Below are 20,894 nucleotides of genomic sequence, written 5' to 3' on the forward strand. Positions count from 1 at the left end.
ATAAAAGATGCAATATCAATCCCAAATTCACGCTTATATTCCCTTTGCATAGACTTAAAAATACTACTACTGTATATATCCATTTATTTATCCTCCAAACTTAAATCTACTCTCATCTAAGTCTGCAATTTTAAGTTTCTTCATTGTTTCATAACATAACTTCATTGTTTTATCTTCTTTCTCACGTTTTAAATCTTTAAGTTTAATCTTCTTATCTTGAAGTTCTCTACTATTTCCTTTCTTTTTACTCATTTTAATCTCTCTCTCCAATAGATTTATTTCTTCTATACAATCCTCAAGTTCCAATTCTAAATAATTGTTAAATGCCCTCATAAACTTAAGTCCAAGTTGACTTTTGGCTATACTAAATTGACTCTTAAGTTCACGTGCTTTAGCATTTGTCTCGAGTACTCGATCTAATATACTATTAAGAGTAGTTTTACAAATAGTTACTTTACTTTCACTAAAAAATTCCTTTGGATTATCTTTGATATTTTCCCATTTTTGTCTCATTTTACATACATTAGCCCGTGAAACACCAAGTTCTTTCGCTATTTCAGTATCACTTAACTGACCCTCACTGAAATACATGGCATAATCTTCATATCCCCTTTTTATTTTACTCATATCCCTTCAACCTTTTAAGTTAACAATAACTTAACAAAAACTAATTTTAGTTACATAAAATTTACAACAAAACATGAAACTTTACAAAAGAAGTAAACAATAAGATAACTGATATATATTGTTTAAATCATAAAGATAAGGAGGATCATATGAATAAAATTATAAGATTAATACTTTATAGCTCATTACTCTTATATTGTTGTAAAGGATACAAAGTAGATATAGTCCCTGATAATAATCAACCAAAAAACAAATCTAAACGATCTATAGATAATGAAGAAAATGAAACAGAGACAAAAGCAAAAAAAATTACCTTAACTGAAAACGAGAAAAAAAAGTTTAATTCTTTAACACTTGCACTCAAACTAGTACTAGAGAAGTTCCAAAATAACCTTAATGTATGTAGAAATGGCAATAAAGTTAAATGTACAAACTTTTTTGATTGGATCTCAAAAGATGAACAAAAACAAAAAGAATTAGCTGATGCTTTTAAAAATGTTTATGACTTCTTAAATCAAAAAAGACAAGAAAAAGCAAATAATGAAGACTTTGATACCTATATAAGCAATGCTATTGAATGTCAAGTTAATAATAACGACTGTAACAAGGACAATAAATATGGAAATGGTACTAACGAAATAGAGCAATTTTTCAGGGGTGTTTTAAATGACATAGGTTTTAAAAATAATAACGAAGAAATGTTTGAATGCCTAAAGAAAGAACTTTTATGTACTGATGACAGTAATAAACATTTTGATGGACTTACAACAAATTGGCAATAAAATAAATTATAAATAAAAGATATAAGGAGATAAGAATGAAAAAAATCAATATTATTTTAATCTTATTATTACTAATTAATAGCTGTGAACAGCATAAGCATAATAATAATGCTGATAAGAATAACACTTATGGTAATAGATTGCAAAAAAATGGCAAAAAGACACATGAAACAATATTAAAAGACAAATTAAACGATGGGCAAAAAAAAGGATTAGAGTTCTTAAAAACTACATTGGAAAATGAAAATAATTTTAATAAATTCTTAAGCTTAAACGAAAATGAAATTAAAGATGCATTAAGCCATATCCAAAATCAACTTGAAAAATGTAAAGATGAACCAAGTCATGAAAATCTACTTAAAATAGCTATAAAAGCTAAATTTGAACCTAATAATTTCAATCCTGAAGAATTCAAACAAGCAAACGGTTGTATCAAAGATCAAAAATAAAGATACCATACAAAACAGTAAATTTCATAAAGGGAATTTCAAAAAGGGATTTAAAAAAGAATAAAAAAATCTGAAGAAAATATTTACAAAAGAATAAGCAAAAAAAGAAAAAGAAATAAATTAAAGGTTTGTAAAAAGTCGAGTAAGTTGACTATGTGTTAACCAGAAATAAAAAGTGAGTTAACAATGTGAAGCTAGAGGAGACATAATATCATTGCAAAGGCAGAAGTTACTAAAATAGGAAACATAATATTTGTAGAGCAAAATTTAGAGTATTTGTAAAGAGAAGGAAGAAAAATGTAAGATATTTTGTGCTGCACCCTTAAATATTAGCCCTTCTGATTAAAATACATGTCTTACACATTAAATTTTGCATACAATGGAGAGATATATAATTTGACATAAATTAAGAGTATTTGCTAACATATTTATACATTCTCTGCACTTCTCCCTACTTCAAGCAGTACTTCACTTAAACTTCCCACTCCTCTCCCTTCTCCTCCTAAAGCTCTTTCTCCTCCCTTTACTCCTCCACTATTACATCCCATCACAATTATTAACAAGATCCTGAAAATATTAACATATGAACATGTATATTCATACGTTAAAGAATAAATAAAAAAGAAATATAAAAATAATCTCGACATTAATAATTAAGCGAATAAACAATGGTAAGTTCTACTGTGAAATAAAGAAATGTCACTTTCCGAATAATATTTTGGATAAAATTAACAAAAACTATAAACTCTAAGACAATTTTTATGGATAATTTAGAAAAAAAAGGTTGTTTTTAATAAACTTGAAGTAAGTGACAATTAAAAGAACAATAATAATAATAATAATAATAAAAGAAGTTACACAAAAGCAAAATAGTAATTAACCTTAGTTTCAAAACCTTATCATTAAAGAATTTTTCCTCAACACCTTATTAATTCTTTTGAATCCCAAATACACTTGTATTCATTTAGCTATTGTCAATATACTTAATACCTTATTTACTGAACTTACTGTAACAATACTCACAGTTTCTACAAAAATATAGAATCACTGAACACTCTTAATAGAAAATCTCACACTATTAACAATAGATATTAACACTATTCCACAGGTTTTCACTCCATATTTTTTGGTTTTCCTATAATTTTTTCCTAAAAGCAACAGATATAGCACTAGCAATTCTTGCTACATATTTGATACTATCAATACCTTATATAACACAAGTCCAAGAATTTTTTTCAATTTAACTATTTGAGACCTGCAACATATCAGCTTCGCTGATCGCTGCAATACTCCCAACTGTTGCTTGTATTGCAAATAACAATATCGTTCTCATATTAACTGTAACTAATTTAGCAAAACTAATATAAAAATGAAACCAAAAAATATCATTATACTCATTATCATTTCATTCACATAAAAAATATAAACCAATAAAAAACGATCGTCATAATTCAAAAATTATATATATCTTTAAAAAAGTAATTTATTAAAATAGCAAAATATTCTATCAACAAATAAATTAAATAAAAAAAAGAAATATTTATGAGAAAATCTAATATCCTATTATTTCTAAGTACAATTTCCATTTTCAGTAGTTGTCATGATTATTCAAATAAAAATAAATACAACAAACTATCCCACTAATGCTAATAAAACACCATCTATAATAATAAAATAAAACCTGCAATACCATCTATGACAACTTATCAAACAATAACTATAACAAATAAAAATGAACAAAAAAATTTAAATTATTCAAACATGTCACTGATAAACACATATTAATCAAACAAAAAAGACATAGTAAATCTAATATCCTAATAGAAGCGATTTAAAGAGATCAAATTATTGTAAACTACTACAAAATATTCTCTAATTAGATTTTAAATAACAATGTAACAACAAAAAAATTAGATAATGATTTTACTATTGCTTATAACTTTTTAGAAACAAAAATATTTTGCTCTTCTAAAAAGTTTCTCCAAAACATTCATTTTAATATTTGCAATATTATATAAACTTCAAACAATAACAAACAATGTAATATAAAACTAAAATATATCTCTAATCTCTCACAAAAAACACATTTATATACCCACACTGAAAAATTAACAACACAAATATTTTTTTAGATAAAATCAAACAAAATTTTATTATGATTATACCTTTATATAACCCTAATATCATAAAATGACTCTAATTTAAGTTTTTTCCTGTCTCAAGAGTACCTTTTCATAAGCCTTTAAAAAAGGTAAATACATTAACATAGACAATATTATTAATACAAAAGACAAAATAAGCGCTCTAAAATCAAGACCCGTAGAAATAAAACTTGCCAATATAGATGGTGTTGTCCAAGGAACCAAAACTCTAACCTTCGCAATTATTCCTAAGTATGTTAATGAATATGCAATAACTGTATTAATTAATGGAATAATAATAAAAGGAATACCTAAAATAGGATTTAAAACAATTGGAACTCCAAAAATTATAGGTTCATTGATATTAAAAACACCTGATATAAAAGAAAATTTACCAATAGTCTTTAGATATTGAGTTTTACTTATAATCATAGCAATCGCAAGACCAAGTGTGGCACCACTTCCACCAATATGCACAAATGTATTAAGAAATCCACCGGCTAAAATAGAAGGTAAAGGATTATTTTCTGACAAGGCTCTTGTATTAATTTCAAGATTTGCCAAAGTTATTGGACCCAATAAAGCACCAACAATCCCACCTCCATGAAGTCCGCAAAACCAAAGTATGTGAATAAGAAACACTATAACCAAAACACCAAATAAAGTATCACTAACATATAAAATGGGACTAAATATATTCATAATTATTTCGGGTAACAGTTTTCCCGTTATACTTTGCACAAAGATATTTATAGTCTGTGAAACAATTGCAAGTAAAAACACAGGAATTAAAGCTTCAAAAGACTTTATAACTGCAGGAGGAACGCTTTCTGGAAGTCGAACTATCATTTTTTTATTTATAAAAAATCTATATATTTCAACTGAAAAAATTGAAACAACAATACCTGTAAATACACCTTGAGCACCAAGATATCTTGCATCAATAACAGGAAATAATCCTTCAGAAATAATTATCCATTTAGGTATTTCTCCTCCATAAGATATCCAACCTGATTGTCCCCCCAAAATTAAAAATGTAAAAAGAGAAATGAATCCTCCTATAATGCCACTAATTTTATAAAAGTGTGACAAACTATATCCTATCCCAAAAACTACAAAGATAGCCATAACTCCCATACTTACATAAAAAGGCTGCAAAAGATTATCTTTATATTTTGACATCAAATCAACATACCATTGTTGATATAAAAAATTATTGGCATCAGTAAATGGTAAATTAGCTAAAAGAAGAACAAAAGACCCAACTATTAAAAACGGCATTGAAAATGCAAAACCATCCCTAACAGCAATTAAATATCTATTTGAAGCAATTCTACTAGCTATAGGAACTAAACCAGTTTCAATAAAATTTTGAAATTTCATAAAATCTCCCAATATAATAATTATAAATTTTAATAATATTTATATACTAAATCATGACATCGATCTACAATTGAATATATTATATATATAGTTTAATTATTATTAAATTACAATGTTAAAAATAATATTATTTGATATAATAAAACATAATTAAAAGAAATTATTAAAATAAATAAACAAAAGGGTATATTTACAATGAATAAAAAAAAATATTCAATTGAAAAATTGATAGATGACATAAGTATGCCTGTGGTAGCATACTCCGGAGAAGCCAAAAGTTTTTTACGAGAAGCATTAGAATATGCAAAGGCTGGGAACTATAATAAATCCACAGAAATAATAGAAAAAAGTAGAAAATCTATTGAAAAAGCACATGGGGAACATAGACATATAATACAATATTTAACAAATAACCCTGACATTAAAACACCTTTTATTTTAATTCACGCAGAAGATCATTTAATGTCTGCAATGTCTGAACTTAGCATTTTTGAAGAATTTATAAGTCTTTATAAAATAATTAATGAATTTACAAAAAGGAAAAAAAAATGAAAATATTACTTGTATGTGAATCAGGAATGTCCACAAGCATACTGGAACAAAGAATGAAAAAATATGTAGAAATAAATAATATAAATGTAAAAATTAAATCTATTGCCGCGGCCAAATTTCAAGACATAATTGATAACTTTAACTTTGATATTGTCTTATTAGCACCACAAGTTAGGTTTCTCAAAACAAGGTTAGAAGAAATCATCAAATCAAAAGACATACCTATTGAATTAATAAATACAATTGATTACGGAACAATGAATGGAGAAAATGTCATAAAATTTGCCATTAATGTAATATCTAAATATGAAATTAAAGGGAGTTTACAATGAAAGAAATAGGAATATCAATATATCCTAATATAAGTTCAAAAAATAAAATTATTGAATATCTTGAAAAAAGCGCATCTCTGGGTTTTAATAGAGTATTCACATCTTTACTTTATATTAATAATGATAATGAGCTTAATAATTTTAAAGAAATTCTTGATATAGCTAATAAGCATCAAATAAAACCCATTGTCGATGTTAATCCCAATGTATTTAAAAAACTTGGCATTGATATGACAGATCTTAGAAATTGTTCTAAACTTGATTATTTTAAAAAACTCGGAGTATGGGCAATCAGACTTGATACATCATTTAAAGGTATTGAAGAATCATTAATGACATTCAATGATTGTAACTTAAAAATAGAACTAAATATGAGTAGTATAAATAAACACATAGACACAATAATGTATTTTAAACCGAATAAATCCAACTTATTGGGATGCCATAATTTTTATCCACACAAATATACAGGACTCTCAAGAAAATTCTTTAAAGAAATGACAAAAATATTCAAGCAAAATTCAATACCCACAGCAGCATTTGTTAGCTCATTGGTAGCAGAAGAATGTGCAAGAGGACTAGAAAAAGACGGAATTCCCACATTAGAAGAGCATAGAAACAAAGATATCGAACTTCAAACAAAAGATCTATTCAAAGAAGGCATGGATGCAGTACTTATTTCAAATTGTTTTCCAAGCGATTTAGAATTAGAAAAAGTAGCTAAAATAAATAGATATGTACTAGAATTAAAATCTTATTTAAACCCCAAAATAAATTCTATAGAAAGAGAAATCATTTTAGATACACTACATTTTAATAGAGGAGACATTACTCCATATAGAATTAGATCAACTATGTCTAGAACATATTATAAAGATAAAAATTTCATAATACATTCTCCCAATGAAATAAAACGAGGTGATATATTAATAGACTCTTCAGAATATCTAGGATATTCAGGTGAGCTTCAAATCGCCTTAAAAGATACACCTAACAACGGACTTATTAACGTAGTTGGCAGAATACATGAGGAAGAATTATACCTTCTTGACAAAATAGAGGCTTGGGAAAAATTCAAAATTGTGGAAGCATGAATAACAAACTCAATAATAATTTATATATCTAATTAAAAAAATAAGATATTTATAAAACGCAATTAAAATGAATATTCATTTCTGTCTTTATTATTATCATTACATATAATGCTTTAAAATCGAACATGTGATTCAAGATAGTATTTCAAAAGAAGAACTGAAGAAGAGATATTAATGATTTTGAAAAATTTTTTAGTATTGATGATTAGTATTGATGAATTTAACATAAAATTTTTGATTACACATATAAAAACTCAACCTGTAAGTTATAAAGAATATACATAATACCTTTATTAATCTTTTAAACAAATATTTTATTTGTTGGTGTTCTAAACTATTTTTTTGTGTTTATGTGTAAATTCTATTGTTTGGCTACAGTAAATAATGTTCCCATTTTTTCGAAAATTTTTCTGAGTTTTAACTGCATTATCCATGTTTTATTGAAAAACTTTATGTCTCTCCCAATAGTTTTACTGCATACATTTTTATGGCTGTAATTCTTTTAAGTTGCTTAAACATATTGCTGATGCAAATATCGCTTGTTGATTAATCTTCAACTTCACTTAACTATCTATAATTTTTATTTTTAACATATATTGCTCAACAAACTTAAAGGATTTTTCAGATCCTTTAAGCATTTTAATTATTTACAATTTATTTGTGATAATAAAATTTTTTCAGTCTCACAGGATATTTTATTAATAATTTAGTGCTAAAGTATAAAAACTAAAGCAATCTCACAATCTCCTGTACAATTTTAGCTGCATTTACAGTTGCCAAACTAAGAAAATCACTGTATTCAACTTCATTATTTTCATTATTTACAATATCAGATATAGACCTAACAACTATAAAAGGAACATTAAAAATATGAGCAACATGTCCCACTGCTGCACCCTCCATCTCCACTGCTACCACATCCTCAAAATTCGCTACAATCTTTGTCAAATACGATGGATCAATAAATTGATCACCTGAGAGTATTAATCCTGAATACCCGTTAACATCTTTAAGCTTTGTCTTAATGACTTTTAAAGCTTTTGCAAGCAAATTTTTATCAGCATTAAATTTCTGAGGTAATTCTGGAACTTGTCCAATCTTATGTCCAAATTTAACCAAATCAAAATCGTGATAAGCCACTTCTGAAGATATCACTATATCTCCTACCCTAAGCTTACTTGCCTTAGGACTAACAACTCCACCAGCAACTCCACAATTAATTACATGACTTACATTATATTTTGACAAAAGATAACTAAGCCATAAACTCGTGTTAACTTTTCCAATCCCTACGACAGCAGAAATAACATTTTTATTATATATCTTGCCTTTAACAATCTTCTTATTAATCCCATAATCCTTCAATATTATTTCTTCCTTTCGAGACATAATTTTATTGATCTCAACAGCTTCAGAATCCATAGCAAATACTATTAAAACATTACTGTCCTGATTAACAACAGAATATCCACTGGAATAAATTAATAAAAAAATCAATAATTTAATCAAAGATTTATGATTATACAGCAAATCAAACCTCCAAGTACTTAAATAAATATTAATAATATTAATAATTCTAATATTTTAACTCCCTTTTTAAATTTTTCAATAAAAATATTCAAAATATGACTCACATAAAAGAAATTAACCATATCACTAATATTATGCATTCTATATTTGACAAACATTTAAATATCAAATACAATTAATATTCATATATTATAAAGATATAGAATTTAAGTAAAAATTTTGAGCTTATGTATATCATTATTACATCAAATGTTATGATAATATACCATAAAAAGAATTATCTTTAAGGAACAAAATGGATTCATTAATAATTAAAGCAAATTATATTGATATTCTGAATAAAGAAATTTACCCTACTGACATAACAATAAAAAATGGAATCATTGTTAATATAAAAAGAACTAATAATTCCTTAGAAGGATATGTATTACCAGGATTTATTGATGCTCACATACATATAGAAAGTTCTTTGCTTATTCCCTCGAATTTTGCTCATTTAGTTGTTCAACACGGTACCGTATCGACAATAAGCGATCCCCATGAAATAGCCAATGTTAATGGTATTGATGGAATCAATTTCATGATACAAAACTCTAAAAAAATTGATTTTAAAATCTTTTTTGGTGCCCCATCCTGCGTCCCAGCTTTAAATTCACAGTTTGAAACCTCTGGATACATTCTGGACGATAAAGATGTAGATAAATTACTGAAAAGAGATGACATTTATTATTTATCTGAGGTGATGGATTTTCCTGGAGTAATTAATAAAGACCCCAAAATAATGAATAAAATTTATTCTGCTTTAAAGCGGAACAAAGTCGTTGACGGACATGCACCCAGCCTATCACCAGATTTAGTTTCAAAGTACGCACTTTCAGGAATCAGCACTGATCATGAATGTTCAACAATAGAAGATGCCCGATATAAATTATCTTTGGGCATGAAAATTTTAATCCGAGAAGGAAGTGCTGCTAAAAATTTTGAGGCTTTACATCCTCTCATTAGTGAATGTTCAGGAAAATACTGTAATAACTTAATGTTTTGTTCTGACGATGCTCATCCCGATATTCTTCTTAAAGGTCATATTAATTTAATGGTTTCGCGTGCTATAGAGCACGGGCACAATTTATTTGATGTTCTGAAAATAGCTTGTATTAATCCTGTTATGCACTATAAAATTCCAGTTGGATTATTGAGAATTGGAGATCCTGCCGATTTTATCATTATTAATGACCTTAAAACCTTTAAAGTAAATCAAACTTATATAAATGGTAAATTAGTATTTAGTGACGGTAAATCACATATCCCACTACTTAATGAAAATCCTATCAACAATTTTAATTGTAACAGAAAGTCTATTATAGATTTTAAATTTTATACACAAGATCAGAATATAGCAATAATTAACTGTATTAATAATCAAATTATTACTCATAAAACAATGATTGATAGTAACTTATTATCTCCAGATTTTGAATCCAACATTGATGAAGATATTTTAAAAATAGCAGTCATCAATCGATATAATAATAATAAAGTATCAATAGGTTTTATAAAAAATTTTGGTCTCAAAAATGGAGCTATTGGAAGCACAGTTGCCCATGACTCCCACAATATTATAGTTCTTGGCACTAACGACGAATACTTATGTAGGGTAACAAATATGATTATTGATAATAAAGGAGGTCTATGTGCTTTAAATGACAGTAATACTTTGATGTTAGATCTACCAATTGCAGGACTAATGAGTATGCGCCCACCCGAAGAAGTTGCCTCAAAATATAGTCAGATAAACGATTTTTGCAGGAATGTTTTAGGATCTAATTTAGATGCTCCTTTAATGACATTGTCTTTTATGTCACTAACAGTAGTACCTCATTTAAAAATAAACGACAAAGGATTATTTGATGTTGACTCTTGTTCATTCCTAAATTTTTAGATAAAGAAACCTTAAATCAAGGTTTTCAATATTTGCAAAGAATAACAATTCCCTTGAAATATGGTATCTTCAAAATTTACCAAAATCATTGACAAATCTAATACTATGGCTATAAATGACAAAAAATCAAAAAGTTTAGAGCTTAATTAAGATCTCTTAATAAAATACCTAATCAAGCTCTAAAGGCTATTAGAAACCGATCATCTAAAGGTAGTCCTAATACAATAGCACTACTAACGTTAGATAGGATACAACAAATTGCAAATAAAATCAACTGTCAGATAAATAATTTATATATACTTATCACAATATATTAAAAGTGAATATATAACCTTTGATATTTGGCACATCTAATAGAAACCTAATAAATGATTAGTTATTTTCTAAATTTCTAAAGTCTTTAAAAAATTTTTTCAGCAAATCTTTGTTACTTGAAAAAAGTGTATCCAACAAAAATTCTGCAAATTTAACATTTTTCTTGTAAAAATCATAACTATCCTGTTTTTTAAGCTGAAATCTTAATGGTTTTATTCTTTTTTTTTCTGAAGACTGATAATTTACGGTCAAATTTGTTATATCTCTATAAACACTTTTAAATCCCTTTTGTTTAATGTCTTCTATTTTCACACTGCCATCCAATATCTTTTTATAAATTTTTAAATACAAAAAAGCTTGGCTTCGAGATATTATAAATTTTGACAAAAAATCTTCAAACTTTTTATAACCGTCAATAAGATAAAGTTTTTTTTCTCTTATTTGATATAAAATTTGCATTGTTTTAATTTTATTATCAATATCATGAATTACAATTCTACGTAATTGATCTTTATAGCTTCTATATTCAAGTTCTTCATTTTCAAATTCTTGTATACTATTATTTCTAGAGTTCAAAATAATCTCTTTTCTTCCTGGACTTGCCATTCAATACTCCTAAACTTTTACTGTTATTGTTGATAAAAGTCTGCCGGCAGACTTTTTAAAAGTATACTATTTAACGCATCTTTTACTTCTTGATAATATATTTCTTTATCGTTAGGTTCTCTTAATTCATTGATAAAGACCTTAATACTATTAGAAAAGTGAATTCTTCCTTTAATAAAATTATTGTATTCTATATGCAAAATTCCCTCAATATCCTTAAAAGTATTTCTATTTTTCATAAATTGATTTTCTACTATAGATATATCTATCTTTTTTTTTCTGATCATTTCAACTTCTCTTATTTCGTCCATTAATATAGGAAAAGATTCAACGGCCCATCTTTCAGCCTGAATAGGGATTACAACCTTATCTGTAACGTTTAACGCATTATATATTAATGAACTTAAACTAGGTGGAGTATCAATTATTACATAATCAAAATCATACTTGTACAAGTTCTTATCAAAATAAAATTCTAATATAAGTTCTTTATAAAGAATATCTTCTTTCTCAAATTTACATAAAATTGGATGAGATGGAATTATATAAATGTAATCGTTGATTTTGTTTACAAATTGTTCAAAAGACAGCTTTTGTTCTCTTTTTAAGAGATAATAAATATTATTTTCATTAACATTTTTTATGTATTTCAAAAAATAACTGGTCAAACTGTTCTGGGGATCTAAATCAACCAGTAATACTTTTTTATTCATGTCTTTTAGGATATAACTAAATACAGTAGCAATCATACTTTTCCCAACACCACCCTTCACTGATGCAATCGTTATTATTTCTGCTTTTTGTCTATCCACTTAGTTATAATCCCCCTTTTTGGCAATTCTTTCAAATAAAATTTATATACTTGTCTTTCTAAATCTAAAAGCTTTTTAACTAAAGATCTATAATATTTAGTGCTAATTTTATCTTTTATCAGCAAACGAGAAATTCCCTTAATGTAACAAAAAACGCTTCCTCTTTTAAATCTAAACTCTATGTAATAAATTTTTGAAAAAGTAGATACTTTCATTACTCCATTCTCTTCATATCGTTTTACGATATTCTGTATAGGTTTCCTATACCCATAATAAATGCCCATAAATTTATCATCACTCTTTAAACCGAATAGGTTAAATGCCTTTACTTTTTTCTGATTGAATAGTTCTCTAAATGCAATAAAAAATTTATTTTCCTTTTTTTTATGGGTTCCAAATACCAATAAGTCATTCATTATCTTTGTGTGATATGAAGTTCTATCTTCATTAATTTCTATTTTGACAAAAATGGACCCATCTTTTTTTTCTTTAATTTTTAATTTCTTTTCCCTAAGACGTGCTAATATATTTTCCATAATCATTTTTAAGTGTTAACTTTATCCCAATTTAATAATTGGAAAGCATTTTTTTTATCTTCTACTATCTTTAGTATTTCATTATAATAGTGATCATTGAACACTTTATTATATTCTAATTTTTCTTGCTTGTTTAAATAATCTTTTAATATCGGTACAAAAAAAGCAATTTCCAGTTTGTATTGTAATCGATCAAATAATATGCTGAATATGTTAATTTTAATTTCTTTACTGGAATGTATTTTATTACGTTTCATTGACCTCTCAAGTTTATTTATTATTTTATCCAAATCTTTATATTTTTCATTTTCGATAATGAAATGTGGTTTATCTTTATACTTTTCATGTATTTTTTGTATTTCTGTTTCTAACGTTTTGCTATCGTACCCTTTATTTTCTAGTTGTTTTTTTATTTTCTTTAAGATTTCATCTAAGCTTTTTTGTTTGATTTCATTTCTATTATGTTCCTTGCTTTTTATATTTTTCTTGTAATAGGCATTTTTTACCATTTGGCTTTCGTCTCTTTTTATTGCTTTAAATATTTCAATAGCATTGTTTTTAGAAATGTTTAGATTTAATATGGAAGAAAGTAAATTGTATTGGATATTGCACTTTTCTGCGTATTTTTTTATTTGTCTTTTTTCTATCTTTTTTTCTTTTTCTTCTTTATTATTATATATATTACTATTACATTCCTTTAATTCTACATTCCCATTTTTAATTTTTCGTTGCATCAATTCTTTTTGCACTCGGGATTTGAATCTATTATTTTTTTTGTCCTTAAAGTACTTGTTAATTTTACGATAACATTCTTTTTTGGAATATTTAAGTTCATAGTAAACTTCAGTGCCCATATTAACACCTAGGTGTTTGTAATAATTATTTGTTACTTTTAATTCTTTTTCTAATTTATAAAGATAGTTTTGCAGTGTTTTAAGTTTTACTTCTTTTTGTTCATTATTTTGTAAATTGTTATTAAAATAGTGAAGTATTTTGCTTTGTGTATATTTTTCAAAATTTAAGTTCATGTAGTTTATTGTTGATGTCAAAACTATTAACTTGTGTTGATATTTATTATGACAAGTTGGTTTTTTTGTGCTTTTCATTTGTTAAACTCCTTTAGATGAATATCTAATGTTTATGATAACCCAATAATTGTTAAAAAGTAAACTACTTTTTAACAAAAAAAGTAGTTTACTTTACTTAAAGAATAATAAAATTTAATATTTATTTGATATTTGATCAAATGCTAGATTGTAACTGTGTGTTTTATAAAATTATCCATTTTGGCATATTTGCATATTTAAGATTCTTGATTATATCTTGATTGTAAATTTAAGTTTGACTAGATAATACTGTAAAAGAAAAAATATAAAAAATGTCAAAAATGTCAAATTAAAAAAACTTTTCTTTTGATTTATTTGATTTAAATTTGAAATGGAAGTTTTCTTTTTTTCGTTTTGGTGACTTGCATTTAGCTAGGTTTTGTATCTAATTTTACTTTGTATCTAATTTTACTTATTGAGTAATATAAATTATATAGATGTGAAAAATATGGTAAGAAGTGGAAAAAGAGAGGAAAGGAGAGGAAGAATAATAAGAAGGTTATTAGTGGCGGTGGGATATAATAATGGAGTAGTAGAGGAGAGCTACCGGAGTAAATTTTGAAGTTAATGGTGAGATTCAGTAATGATTTTTAAATGTTTTTACTTCTTTTTGCGATATGGTAGATATGGTAGGGAGTGTATTGGGATTGAATTTGGAGAGCAAGAAATCCGATGTGGGTAAGTATTTTAAGAAAGTTCAGGAGACTGTAGAAGGGACTAAGACGGCACTTAATAAAATTGTTGTTGATATGGAGGAAGAAAAGAATCCTAATGCTGATGCTACAGTTACTGCGGTGAAAACATTAGTCGAGAATAAACTTGATAAGATAATAGAAGGAGCAAAGACAGCAAGTGAGGTTATTGGAGTTAGAAGGTAGTGAATTAATTGGGAATGTTGTTGCTGCTAATAGTGCTGGTGCTGCAGGTGCTGAGATTGAGAAGATAGTAAAGAGAATTAAGGATATAGTGGAGATAGTTCTTAAAACGGAGGGGAATGCTGAGGCTGGGAATGATAAAAAGGCTAGTAATGGTAGCATTGCGAGAAGTTCTAATGGTGGGAATGATGAAACAGGGAAGTTGTTTGATTCTAGTGCTAATAATGGGGTTGGTGCAGCTGCTGGTGATGCTGCAAAGAAGGCAGCATCCGATGCTTCTAAAGCGGTTTTAGCAGTTGCTGGTGCTGATATACTGAAAACTATCATTAAAAATGGTAGTGCCGCTGCCGAGCAAGCTAAAGATGCGACTATAGCAGAAGCAATAGCGTTAAAAGCGATGACTAAAGGTGGTAAATTCCCTGGGGCTTCTAATACTTCTGATGATGCTGGATTATACAGTTGTAGTTGAAGACGTAGTGTTAAGTGCGTTAACTAAGGCTTTAGATGTATTATGTATTAACAGTAGCAATAAGAAGTATTCTTGATGAGGGTTTTAAAACTGTTAAAGAAACAATGAAAATCAATGTTAATGATACTCCTGTAGCGTCTGAGAATGAGAAGGGTAGTTCTGGTGGTCAAAATAGATAGTATAAATAGTCAAAATTATATAAGTAAACAATCAAATAAAAAAATAAAGTTACAATAAGTTCTTAGTATCTTTTTAATTTTAATTTGTCATATATTCATTTTTTTGATTGTGATTTTGCTGTTGCATTAAGTTTAGTTAAGTAAAAATTTTCGAATTATAGTCTAATAAAAAAGAGAAGGAACAAGAAGAGATATAAGAAGAGAGAGAAGAAAGGGAAGGAGAGAATAAGAGAAAAGAGTTAAGAGATTTAGAGGGAAGATGTTAAGAGAGAAAAAGGAGGGAAAAAGAATATGAGAAAGGAGAAAACTAGGAAAGAGGGATAAAAGGAAGAGGAGAGAGGAGGTAAAAGAGAAGATTATAGAAATTAGAAAAGTGATGATGATGGTGGTGATGGGATGTAATAGTGGGGGAGTAAGTGAGGGAAGTCAAGCAAAAGCGACTAAGGCAGGTGGGAGTGTAATTGATTTAAAGGTAGTAGGGGAGAAGATAAAGAGTGCGGTGGAGTTTGCGGGAAAAGTAAAGGAAGTGCATACTTTAGTTAAGTCAATAGACGATATTGCAAAGGGTATTAAGAAAAAGATAGGTGCAAATGGTCTAAAAGATGATGCTAATGGTGCAAATCATCATACTCCATTGCTTGCAGGGGTGTTTAGTGTGGCTACAACGATAGAAAAAAAATTGGGAGAATTACAAGTAACAGAATCTCTTAAAGGATTTCTTAAAGGTTTAGATGAAAAAGTTAAAGATGTTGATACTAAGGCTAAAGCATTTACAAGCAAATTAAAAAATCAACATGCTACTTTGGGAGCTGCAGATGGAGCTGCTACTGATGTGAATGCAAAAAATGCTATAGATAAAAACGATGCTACTGGAGGTAAAGGTAAAGAAGAGCTTGTTGCTTTAAATACGGCAATTGATACATTATTAATTGATTCAAAAGCGATATTAAATGTTGTAATTGCAGAGCTTACAACGAAGGCAGTAGTAACTACTGGTCAATCTTCATAATAAAGTAAGGGATCAATGATTTAGATATTATTGTAATATTAGGTTTTTAATTAAAAAACGGTAAGTAACTGAAAAAATAAAGCTACGAGTAAAGGTTTTTAGCTTTATTTTTGTCTTATACAAAAATTTTTAACTGTATAGTCGTTATAGGATAGCAAGGGAGATATGCGTAATAAAGAAAAAAACATTAATTGCGATAATAATCACTTTATTGTTAGGATTAATGACTGAGGAATAAAATTATTCTTCGGGAAAAGATAGATAAAAGGGAAGAAAGGGTGGCAATAGAAAAGATGAGAGTAATGAGAGGACTTATGATAATAGGTTAGTGCTTATGCTGATGGGGGTGTGTAAATAGTGGAGAGAGGAAAAATGGAGTAAGTCCTTATGAGTAGTTTTTAAGTTTGGTAGTAAATTTGGGTAAAGGATTTTTAGATGTTTTTGTGAGTTTTGGGGATATGATAACAGGGACGTTGGGGGAATAAAGCGGATACAAAGAAAAGTGAGATAGGTGGATATTTTAGTAAGATAGCAGAGACAATGAAGGAAGTGAAAGTGAAATTAGGGAAGATTTTAGAAAAGAATGGGAATTATCCTAAAGTGAAAGAGAAGGTAGAGGAATTTATTGGGAAGATAGGTAAGATCTAAGAAGGAGCGAAGGAAGCAGCTGGGGGAGCTAGTGGTAATGATACGATAGGGAATGCTGTTAAAGATCAGGCTGCAGTAGCTGCTGATAAAGATTCAGTTGTGTCATTAGTCAAAGGAATAAAATCAATAGTTGGAGTAGTGTTGAAAGATAATGAAGGTAGTGCGGATGCTAATAAAACAGGAGATGATAAAAAAGATATTGGAAAGTTATTTGCAAATGAGGATGCTAATAGAGCTCAAGAATCAGATGCGGCTAAGGCAAGTGCGTCGATAGGAGCAGTAAGTGGAGCAGATATATTGAAGGCGATGGCTAAGGCAAAGGAGAATCCTTCTGTTAATGATACTGATGGAATTGAGAAAGCGAGAGATGCAGCCGAGATAGCAGTTGCTAAGGCTGTTAATAACAAGAAAGAGATTAAAGAAGCAGGAGCAAAGAAAGATGCAATAATAGCAGCAGGGATAGCATTGAGAGGGATGGCAAAAGATGGTAAGTTTGCAGCTAAGCAAAATGAAGATAAATCAGCAAATGCAGTAAATGGAGCAGTATCAAGTGCAGTAAATAAGGTATTAAGTACATTGACAATAGCGATTAGGAATACAGTAGATGAAGGGTTAAAAGGTATTAGTGAGGTATTAGGAGAAATTAAACAAGGAGAGAATCCTGTTGCTAAAGTTAGTAAATAGATGAAATTAGTAATATTTATAATGTAACTTGAATTAGTGAGTAAAGTAATTAGTTAAGAGGGCTTATTTTAGCTCTCTTTTTTTATTTGCAGTATTGTATATGTTATATAAATCATCATTTGTTACCTTTTTTGTTTGGTTCCTTGTTAGCAAAGCTAAAAATAATAATAAAAAACAAGGAGGCTAAGAAAGGAATGAAAGAGAAGAAAGAAATAGGAAATATAGAAGAGTGTATAAGCGAGTATAGAGAGAAGGGAAGAGAGAAGGGAAGAGAGAAGGGAAGTAAAAGAGGATTAAAGGGGATAAGAATAAGAGAAGTAATGATGGTGATGGTGATGGTAGTGATGATAGGATGTAATAGTGGGGGAGTAAAAGGTGGAGAGGGAAAGGTAGACTTAGCAAAGAAGAATAATTTTTTAGAGTCATTAGTGAAGATAGGAGAAGGGTTTCAAGAGATTTTTGCTGGTTTTGGGAGTGCAATAGGGGATGTATTAGGATTTAATGTAGTTAAAGTTGGGGATAAGAGAAGTAAGGTGGGAGAACATTTTAAGAAGATTGGAGATGGACTTACAACAACTAAGAATAAGTTAAAAGAACTAGAAGGTAAGATATCGGAGGCTAAGAATGCTGATGGAGTTACAATTGAAGCTGTTAAAGGTGCAATCAAAGGAGCGAATGAAGTTTTTGAACGATTAATTGGTACCTTAACTAAGCTTGTTGGTGCTGCTGGTAGTACTGAGATTGGTGATAATAGTACTGCTGCTGCAGTAGCCGCTGATAAAGATGATGTTAATGCAGTAATTGAGAGTATAAAGACAATTATTGAAGTAGCAAAAAAATCTGATATAGAAATTAAGTCAGGCGATGTTGGTGCTGCTGTTGTTGCCGGTGCTCAATCTAATGCTCCTGCTGTTCTTGGGGGTACTGCTCAAGCTAACTCTGGACCTAAACTTGCTGAAGAAGTGACTAAAGCAGATCCATGGGCAATGATTGATAAGATAAAAATTTCTAAAACTAAAACTGCTGGCAATGCTTCTGATAATGATAGTGCTGGAGAACTAGCTACTGCTAATGCTGCTGGCAACAATGGAGCAGCTGCAAAGACTAATGCTGATCTAGTAGCAGCAGTAGCTCTTAAAGCTATGACTAAAACTGGTAAATTTAGTGCTGTTGCTAATGAAGAGGGTGCAGTTAAAGCAGCAGCAGTAAGTGCAGTAAATAAGGTATTAGGTATATTGGATGTAATAATCAGGAAAACAGTGAAAAGTAATTTAGACAAAATAAGAGAAGCAGTTAAGAGAATAAAATACTCTGAGAGTAGTGGAACTGAGGCTAGTCAATCTGATACTGCTCAAACTACAAATAGACAGTGATTAATAAATTATGTAATGTTAACACTTCTCTGTAATTTAGAGAGGTGTTATTTTTATTAATTGTATTGAGATATCTTAGTTATTTTAAGACATTTAATTACGTTTAATGGCGCGCCCATGTTAATTTAGTATGGCATAAAGATACATTAAGACTTCTAAAAAACCAATATCTTACATAATAAGTATTAGGTTGGATATGATTAGATTTCAGATGTTAGATGCTTAGTGGAGAATCAATAGAATTTGTTAATAAGGGTATGTAAGGCCTTTTTGGTATCAGTTATAACGTAAAGATACTGAGAGTTAAACTCTTAGTATCTTTTGTTTTATTGTGTCGAAAAGATAATATTTTATTTGTGCTAACATTTGTTAATGATTATCCGTTCATTCGTAGCTGTATCCATTTTGTTTTTGTTTATTACTAAGTTTTAAAGAAAAGCTAGCAAAGCTAAAAATAATAATAAAAAACAAGGAGGCGAAGGAAAGGAATGAAAGAGAAGAAAGGAATAGGAAATATAGAAGAGTGTATAAGCGAGTATAGAGAGAAGGGAAGAGAGAAGGGAAGTAAAAGAGTAGTAAAGGGAATAAGAATAAGAGAAGTAATGATGATGATGGTGATGGTAGTGATGATGGGATGTAATAGTGGGGGAGTATTAGAGGCAGAGCAAGGGAAGAATAAATTTTTGCAATCATTAGTTAATGTAAGTAATGAATTTTTGAATGTTTTCACTTCATTTGGGGATATGGTAGGGAGTGTATTGGGGTTGAGTGTTGAGAGTAAGAAGTCTGATGTGGGGAATTACTTTAAGAAGGTTCAGGGTACTGTGCAAGGTACCAAGGATAAGCTTGAACAAATTGTTGATGATATGAAGAAAGGAGGGAATCCTCATGCTGTTGAAGTAGAGAGTGTAGTGAAGAAATTAGTTAGTGAAACATTTGATAAGATAATTGACGGTGCAAGTGAGGCTTTAAAAGGAGCTGATGGTGTTGAAGCAATTGGTAATGTTGCTGAACCTGGAGCTGGAGCTGGAGCTGGTGCTGATGCGGTTAAGTCTCTTAGTGAGGGAATCAAAAAAATTGTAAGTGTAGTACTTAAGGAAGGAAACGCAGAAGCTGGAAATGATAACGGTCCTGTTAAAGATGATGGTACTGCTGGTGCTGCAAGGGGTGATGCTGGTGCTGGTGTTGATGGTGATGCAAGGAAATTGTTTGCTAATAATAATGCAGGTGCTGCTGCTGATGCAGCAAAAGCAGCAAGAGATGCAGTAAAGGCTGTTGGGGCTGTAACTGGTGCTGACATATTGCAAGCTATTGCAAAAGGTGATGATGGTGAATCAGCTAAATTAGCGAAACATAACAATGCTGTTGCTAATAATAACGGTGCTAATGCTAATAATGCTAGAGATGCGATTATAGCAGGAGGAATAGCATTAAGAGCGATGGCAAAGGGAGG

General features: G+C 28.9%; 16 protein-coding genes and 3 pseudogenes. 11 read left to right on the plus strand and 8 right to left on the minus strand.

The genetic code is table 11. From position 1 onward, the window contains the following. Nucleotides 1–87 precede the first annotated feature (87 nt). Nucleotides 88–627, minus strand: coding sequence for a DUF603 domain-containing protein (locus U880_RS0106115; RefSeq protein WP_024655188.1), 540 nt, complete (start codon nt 625–627; stop codon nt 88–90). Between the two features lie 149 nt (nt 628–776). Here U880_RS0106115 and U880_RS0106120 point away from each other — a divergent pair, with 149 nt between their 5' ends. Beyond that, a complete protein-coding gene (locus U880_RS0106120) occupies nt 777–1,409 on the plus strand; it encodes an Mlp family lipoprotein (protein WP_024655189.1) in 633 nt (210 codons plus the stop codon). A gap of 35 nt (nt 1,410–1,444) precedes the next feature. Then, on the plus strand, nt 1,445–1,858 hold the full coding sequence (locus tag U880_RS0106125) for an Mlp family lipoprotein (RefSeq protein WP_024655190.1): 414 nt from the start codon (nt 1,445–1,447) through the stop codon (nt 1,856–1,858). 434 nt (nt 1,859–2,292) lie between these two features. Here U880_RS0106125 and U880_RS12020 read toward each other — a convergent pair. Together U880_RS12020 and celB are read right to left on the minus strand one after the other, a co-directional pair. Further along, nucleotides 2,293–2,433, minus strand: a pseudogene (locus tag U880_RS12020) (variable large family protein); the annotation flags it as partial. A gap of 1,626 nt (nt 2,434–4,059) precedes the next feature. Beyond that, complete coding sequence (celB, locus tag U880_RS0106140; protein WP_024655191.1) at nt 4,060–5,382, minus strand: PTS cellobiose transporter subunit IIC; 1,323 nt, start codon at nt 5,380–5,382, stop codon at nt 4,060–4,062. A 195-nt stretch (nt 5,383–5,577) separates the two neighbouring features. Here celB and U880_RS0106145 point away from each other — a divergent pair, with 195 nt between their 5' ends. From U880_RS0106145 to U880_RS0106155, 3 genes are read left to right on the plus strand one after another with little or no spacing between them, the layout of a single operon-like run. Next, the gene (locus U880_RS0106145; RefSeq protein WP_024655192.1) at nt 5,578–5,934 is read left to right on the plus strand and encodes a PTS lactose/cellobiose transporter subunit IIA; all 357 of its coding nucleotides are present in this window, start codon (nt 5,578–5,580) and stop codon (nt 5,932–5,934) included. Then, entirely contained in the window at nt 5,931–6,266 is a 336-nt protein-coding gene (locus U880_RS0106150; protein ID WP_024655193.1) for a PTS sugar transporter subunit IIB, read from the plus strand. Before U880_RS0106145 ends, U880_RS0106150 begins: the two co-directional genes overlap by 4 nt. Then, complete coding sequence (locus U880_RS0106155) at nt 6,263–7,360, plus strand: DUF871 domain-containing protein (RefSeq protein WP_024655194.1); 1,098 nt, start codon at nt 6,263–6,265, stop codon at nt 7,358–7,360. Before U880_RS0106150 ends, U880_RS0106155 begins: the two co-directional genes overlap by 4 nt. 726 nt (nt 7,361–8,086) lie before the next feature. Here the strand turns inward: U880_RS0106155 and U880_RS0106165 are convergent. Then, nucleotides 8,087–8,857, minus strand: a complete 771-nt coding sequence (locus tag U880_RS0106165) for a 5'-methylthioadenosine/adenosylhomocysteine nucleosidase (protein WP_268744607.1) — start codon at nt 8,855–8,857, stop codon at nt 8,087–8,089. Between the two features lie 328 nt (nt 8,858–9,185). Between U880_RS0106165 and ade the strand changes: the two genes are divergently transcribed. After that, a complete protein-coding gene (gene ade, locus U880_RS0106170; RefSeq protein WP_024655196.1) occupies nt 9,186–10,829 on the plus strand; it encodes an adenine deaminase in 1,644 nt (547 codons plus the stop codon). A gap of 372 nt (nt 10,830–11,201) precedes the next feature. Here the strand turns inward: ade and U880_RS0106175 are convergent, their stop codons facing one another. From U880_RS0106175 to U880_RS0106190, 4 genes are read right to left on the minus strand one after another with little or no spacing between them, the layout of a single operon-like run. After that, entirely contained in the window at nt 11,202–11,750 is a 549-nt protein-coding gene (locus U880_RS0106175) for a chromosome replication/partitioning protein (protein ID WP_024655197.1), read from the minus strand. Nucleotides 11,751–11,773: 23 nt separating this feature from the next. Then, nucleotides 11,774–12,562, minus strand: coding sequence for a ParA family protein (locus U880_RS0106180; RefSeq protein ID WP_024655198.1), 789 nt, complete (start codon nt 12,560–12,562; stop codon nt 11,774–11,776). Further along, nucleotides 12,538–13,098 carry a DUF226 domain-containing protein gene (locus tag U880_RS0106185; RefSeq protein ID WP_024655199.1) on the minus strand — a complete coding sequence of 187 codons (561 nt, stop codon included), beginning with the start codon at nt 13,096–13,098 and terminating at the stop codon, nt 12,538–12,540. The genes U880_RS0106180 and U880_RS0106185 overlap by 25 nt, the downstream gene beginning before the upstream one ends. Before the next feature lie 8 nt (nt 13,099–13,106). Further along, nucleotides 13,107–14,204, minus strand: a complete 1,098-nt coding sequence (locus U880_RS0106190) for a plasmid maintenance protein (RefSeq protein WP_024655200.1) — start codon at nt 14,202–14,204, stop codon at nt 13,107–13,109. Nucleotides 14,205–14,652: 448 nt separating this feature from the next. Here U880_RS0106190 and U880_RS10300 point away from each other — a divergent pair. The 5 genes and pseudogenes from U880_RS10300 to U880_RS0106215 form a co-directional block, all read left to right on the plus strand. Further along, nucleotides 14,653–15,727, plus strand: a pseudogene (locus tag U880_RS10300) (variable large family protein). Between the two features lie 379 nt (nt 15,728–16,106). Beyond that, nucleotides 16,107–16,736, plus strand: coding sequence for a Vsp/OspC family lipoprotein (locus tag U880_RS0106200; RefSeq protein WP_235048023.1), 630 nt, complete (start codon nt 16,107–16,109; stop codon nt 16,734–16,736). Between the two features lie 293 nt (nt 16,737–17,029). After that, a pseudogene (locus U880_RS10305) lies at nt 17,030–18,068 on the plus strand (variable large family protein). 320 nt (nt 18,069–18,388) lie between these two features. Further along, nucleotides 18,389–19,441: a variable large family protein gene (locus tag U880_RS0106210; RefSeq protein WP_407637750.1), complete on the plus strand. Its 1,053-nt coding sequence runs from the start codon at nt 18,389–18,391 to the stop codon at nt 19,439–19,441. A gap of 602 nt (nt 19,442–20,043) precedes the next feature. Then, nucleotides 20,044–20,894: variable large family protein (locus tag U880_RS0106215; protein ID WP_051373900.1), on the plus strand; the 851-nt coding region annotated here is incomplete at its 3' end.

Source organism: Borrelia hispanica CRI, assembly GCF_000500065.1.
GTDB lineage: Bacteria > Spirochaetota > Spirochaetia > Borreliales > Borreliaceae > Borrelia > Borrelia hispanica.

What these genes read in the sequence shown, in the direction of transcription:
- U880_RS0106115 (WP_024655188.1), bottom strand. Translation starts at nt 627, where the DNA reads ATGAGTAAAATAAAAAGGGGATATGAAGATTATGCCATGTATTTCAGT.
- U880_RS0106120 (WP_024655189.1), top strand. Translation starts at nt 777, where the DNA reads ATGAATAAAATTATAAGATTAATACTTTATAGCTCATTACTCTTATAT.
- U880_RS0106125 (WP_024655190.1), top strand. Translation starts at nt 1,445, where the DNA reads ATGAAAAAAATCAATATTATTTTAATCTTATTATTACTAATTAATAGC.
- celB (WP_024655191.1), bottom strand. Translation starts at nt 5,382, where the DNA reads ATGAAATTTCAAAATTTTATTGAAACTGGTTTAGTTCCTATAGCTAGT.
- U880_RS0106145 (WP_024655192.1), top strand. Translation starts at nt 5,578, where the DNA reads ATGAATAAAAAAAAATATTCAATTGAAAAATTGATAGATGACATAAGT.
- U880_RS0106150 (WP_024655193.1), top strand. Translation starts at nt 5,931, where the DNA reads ATGAAAATATTACTTGTATGTGAATCAGGAATGTCCACAAGCATACTG.
- U880_RS0106155 (WP_024655194.1), top strand. Translation starts at nt 6,263, where the DNA reads ATGAAAGAAATAGGAATATCAATATATCCTAATATAAGTTCAAAAAAT.
- ade (WP_024655196.1), top strand. Translation starts at nt 9,186, where the DNA reads ATGGATTCATTAATAATTAAAGCAAATTATATTGATATTCTGAATAAA.
- U880_RS0106175 (WP_024655197.1), bottom strand. Translation starts at nt 11,750, where the DNA reads ATGGCAAGTCCAGGAAGAAAAGAGATTATTTTGAACTCTAGAAATAAT.
- U880_RS0106185 (WP_024655199.1), bottom strand. Translation starts at nt 13,098, where the DNA reads ATGGAAAATATATTAGCACGTCTTAGGGAAAAGAAATTAAAAATTAAA.
- U880_RS0106190 (WP_024655200.1), bottom strand. Translation starts at nt 14,204, where the DNA reads ATGAAAAGCACAAAAAAACCAACTTGTCATAATAAATATCAACACAAG.
- U880_RS0106200 (WP_235048023.1), top strand. Translation starts at nt 16,107, where the DNA reads ATGATGGTGGTGATGGGATGTAATAGTGGGGGAGTAAGTGAGGGAAGT.
- U880_RS0106210 (WP_407637750.1), top strand. Translation starts at nt 18,389, where the DNA reads ATGATGGTGATGGTGATGGTAGTGATGATAGGATGTAATAGTGGGGGA.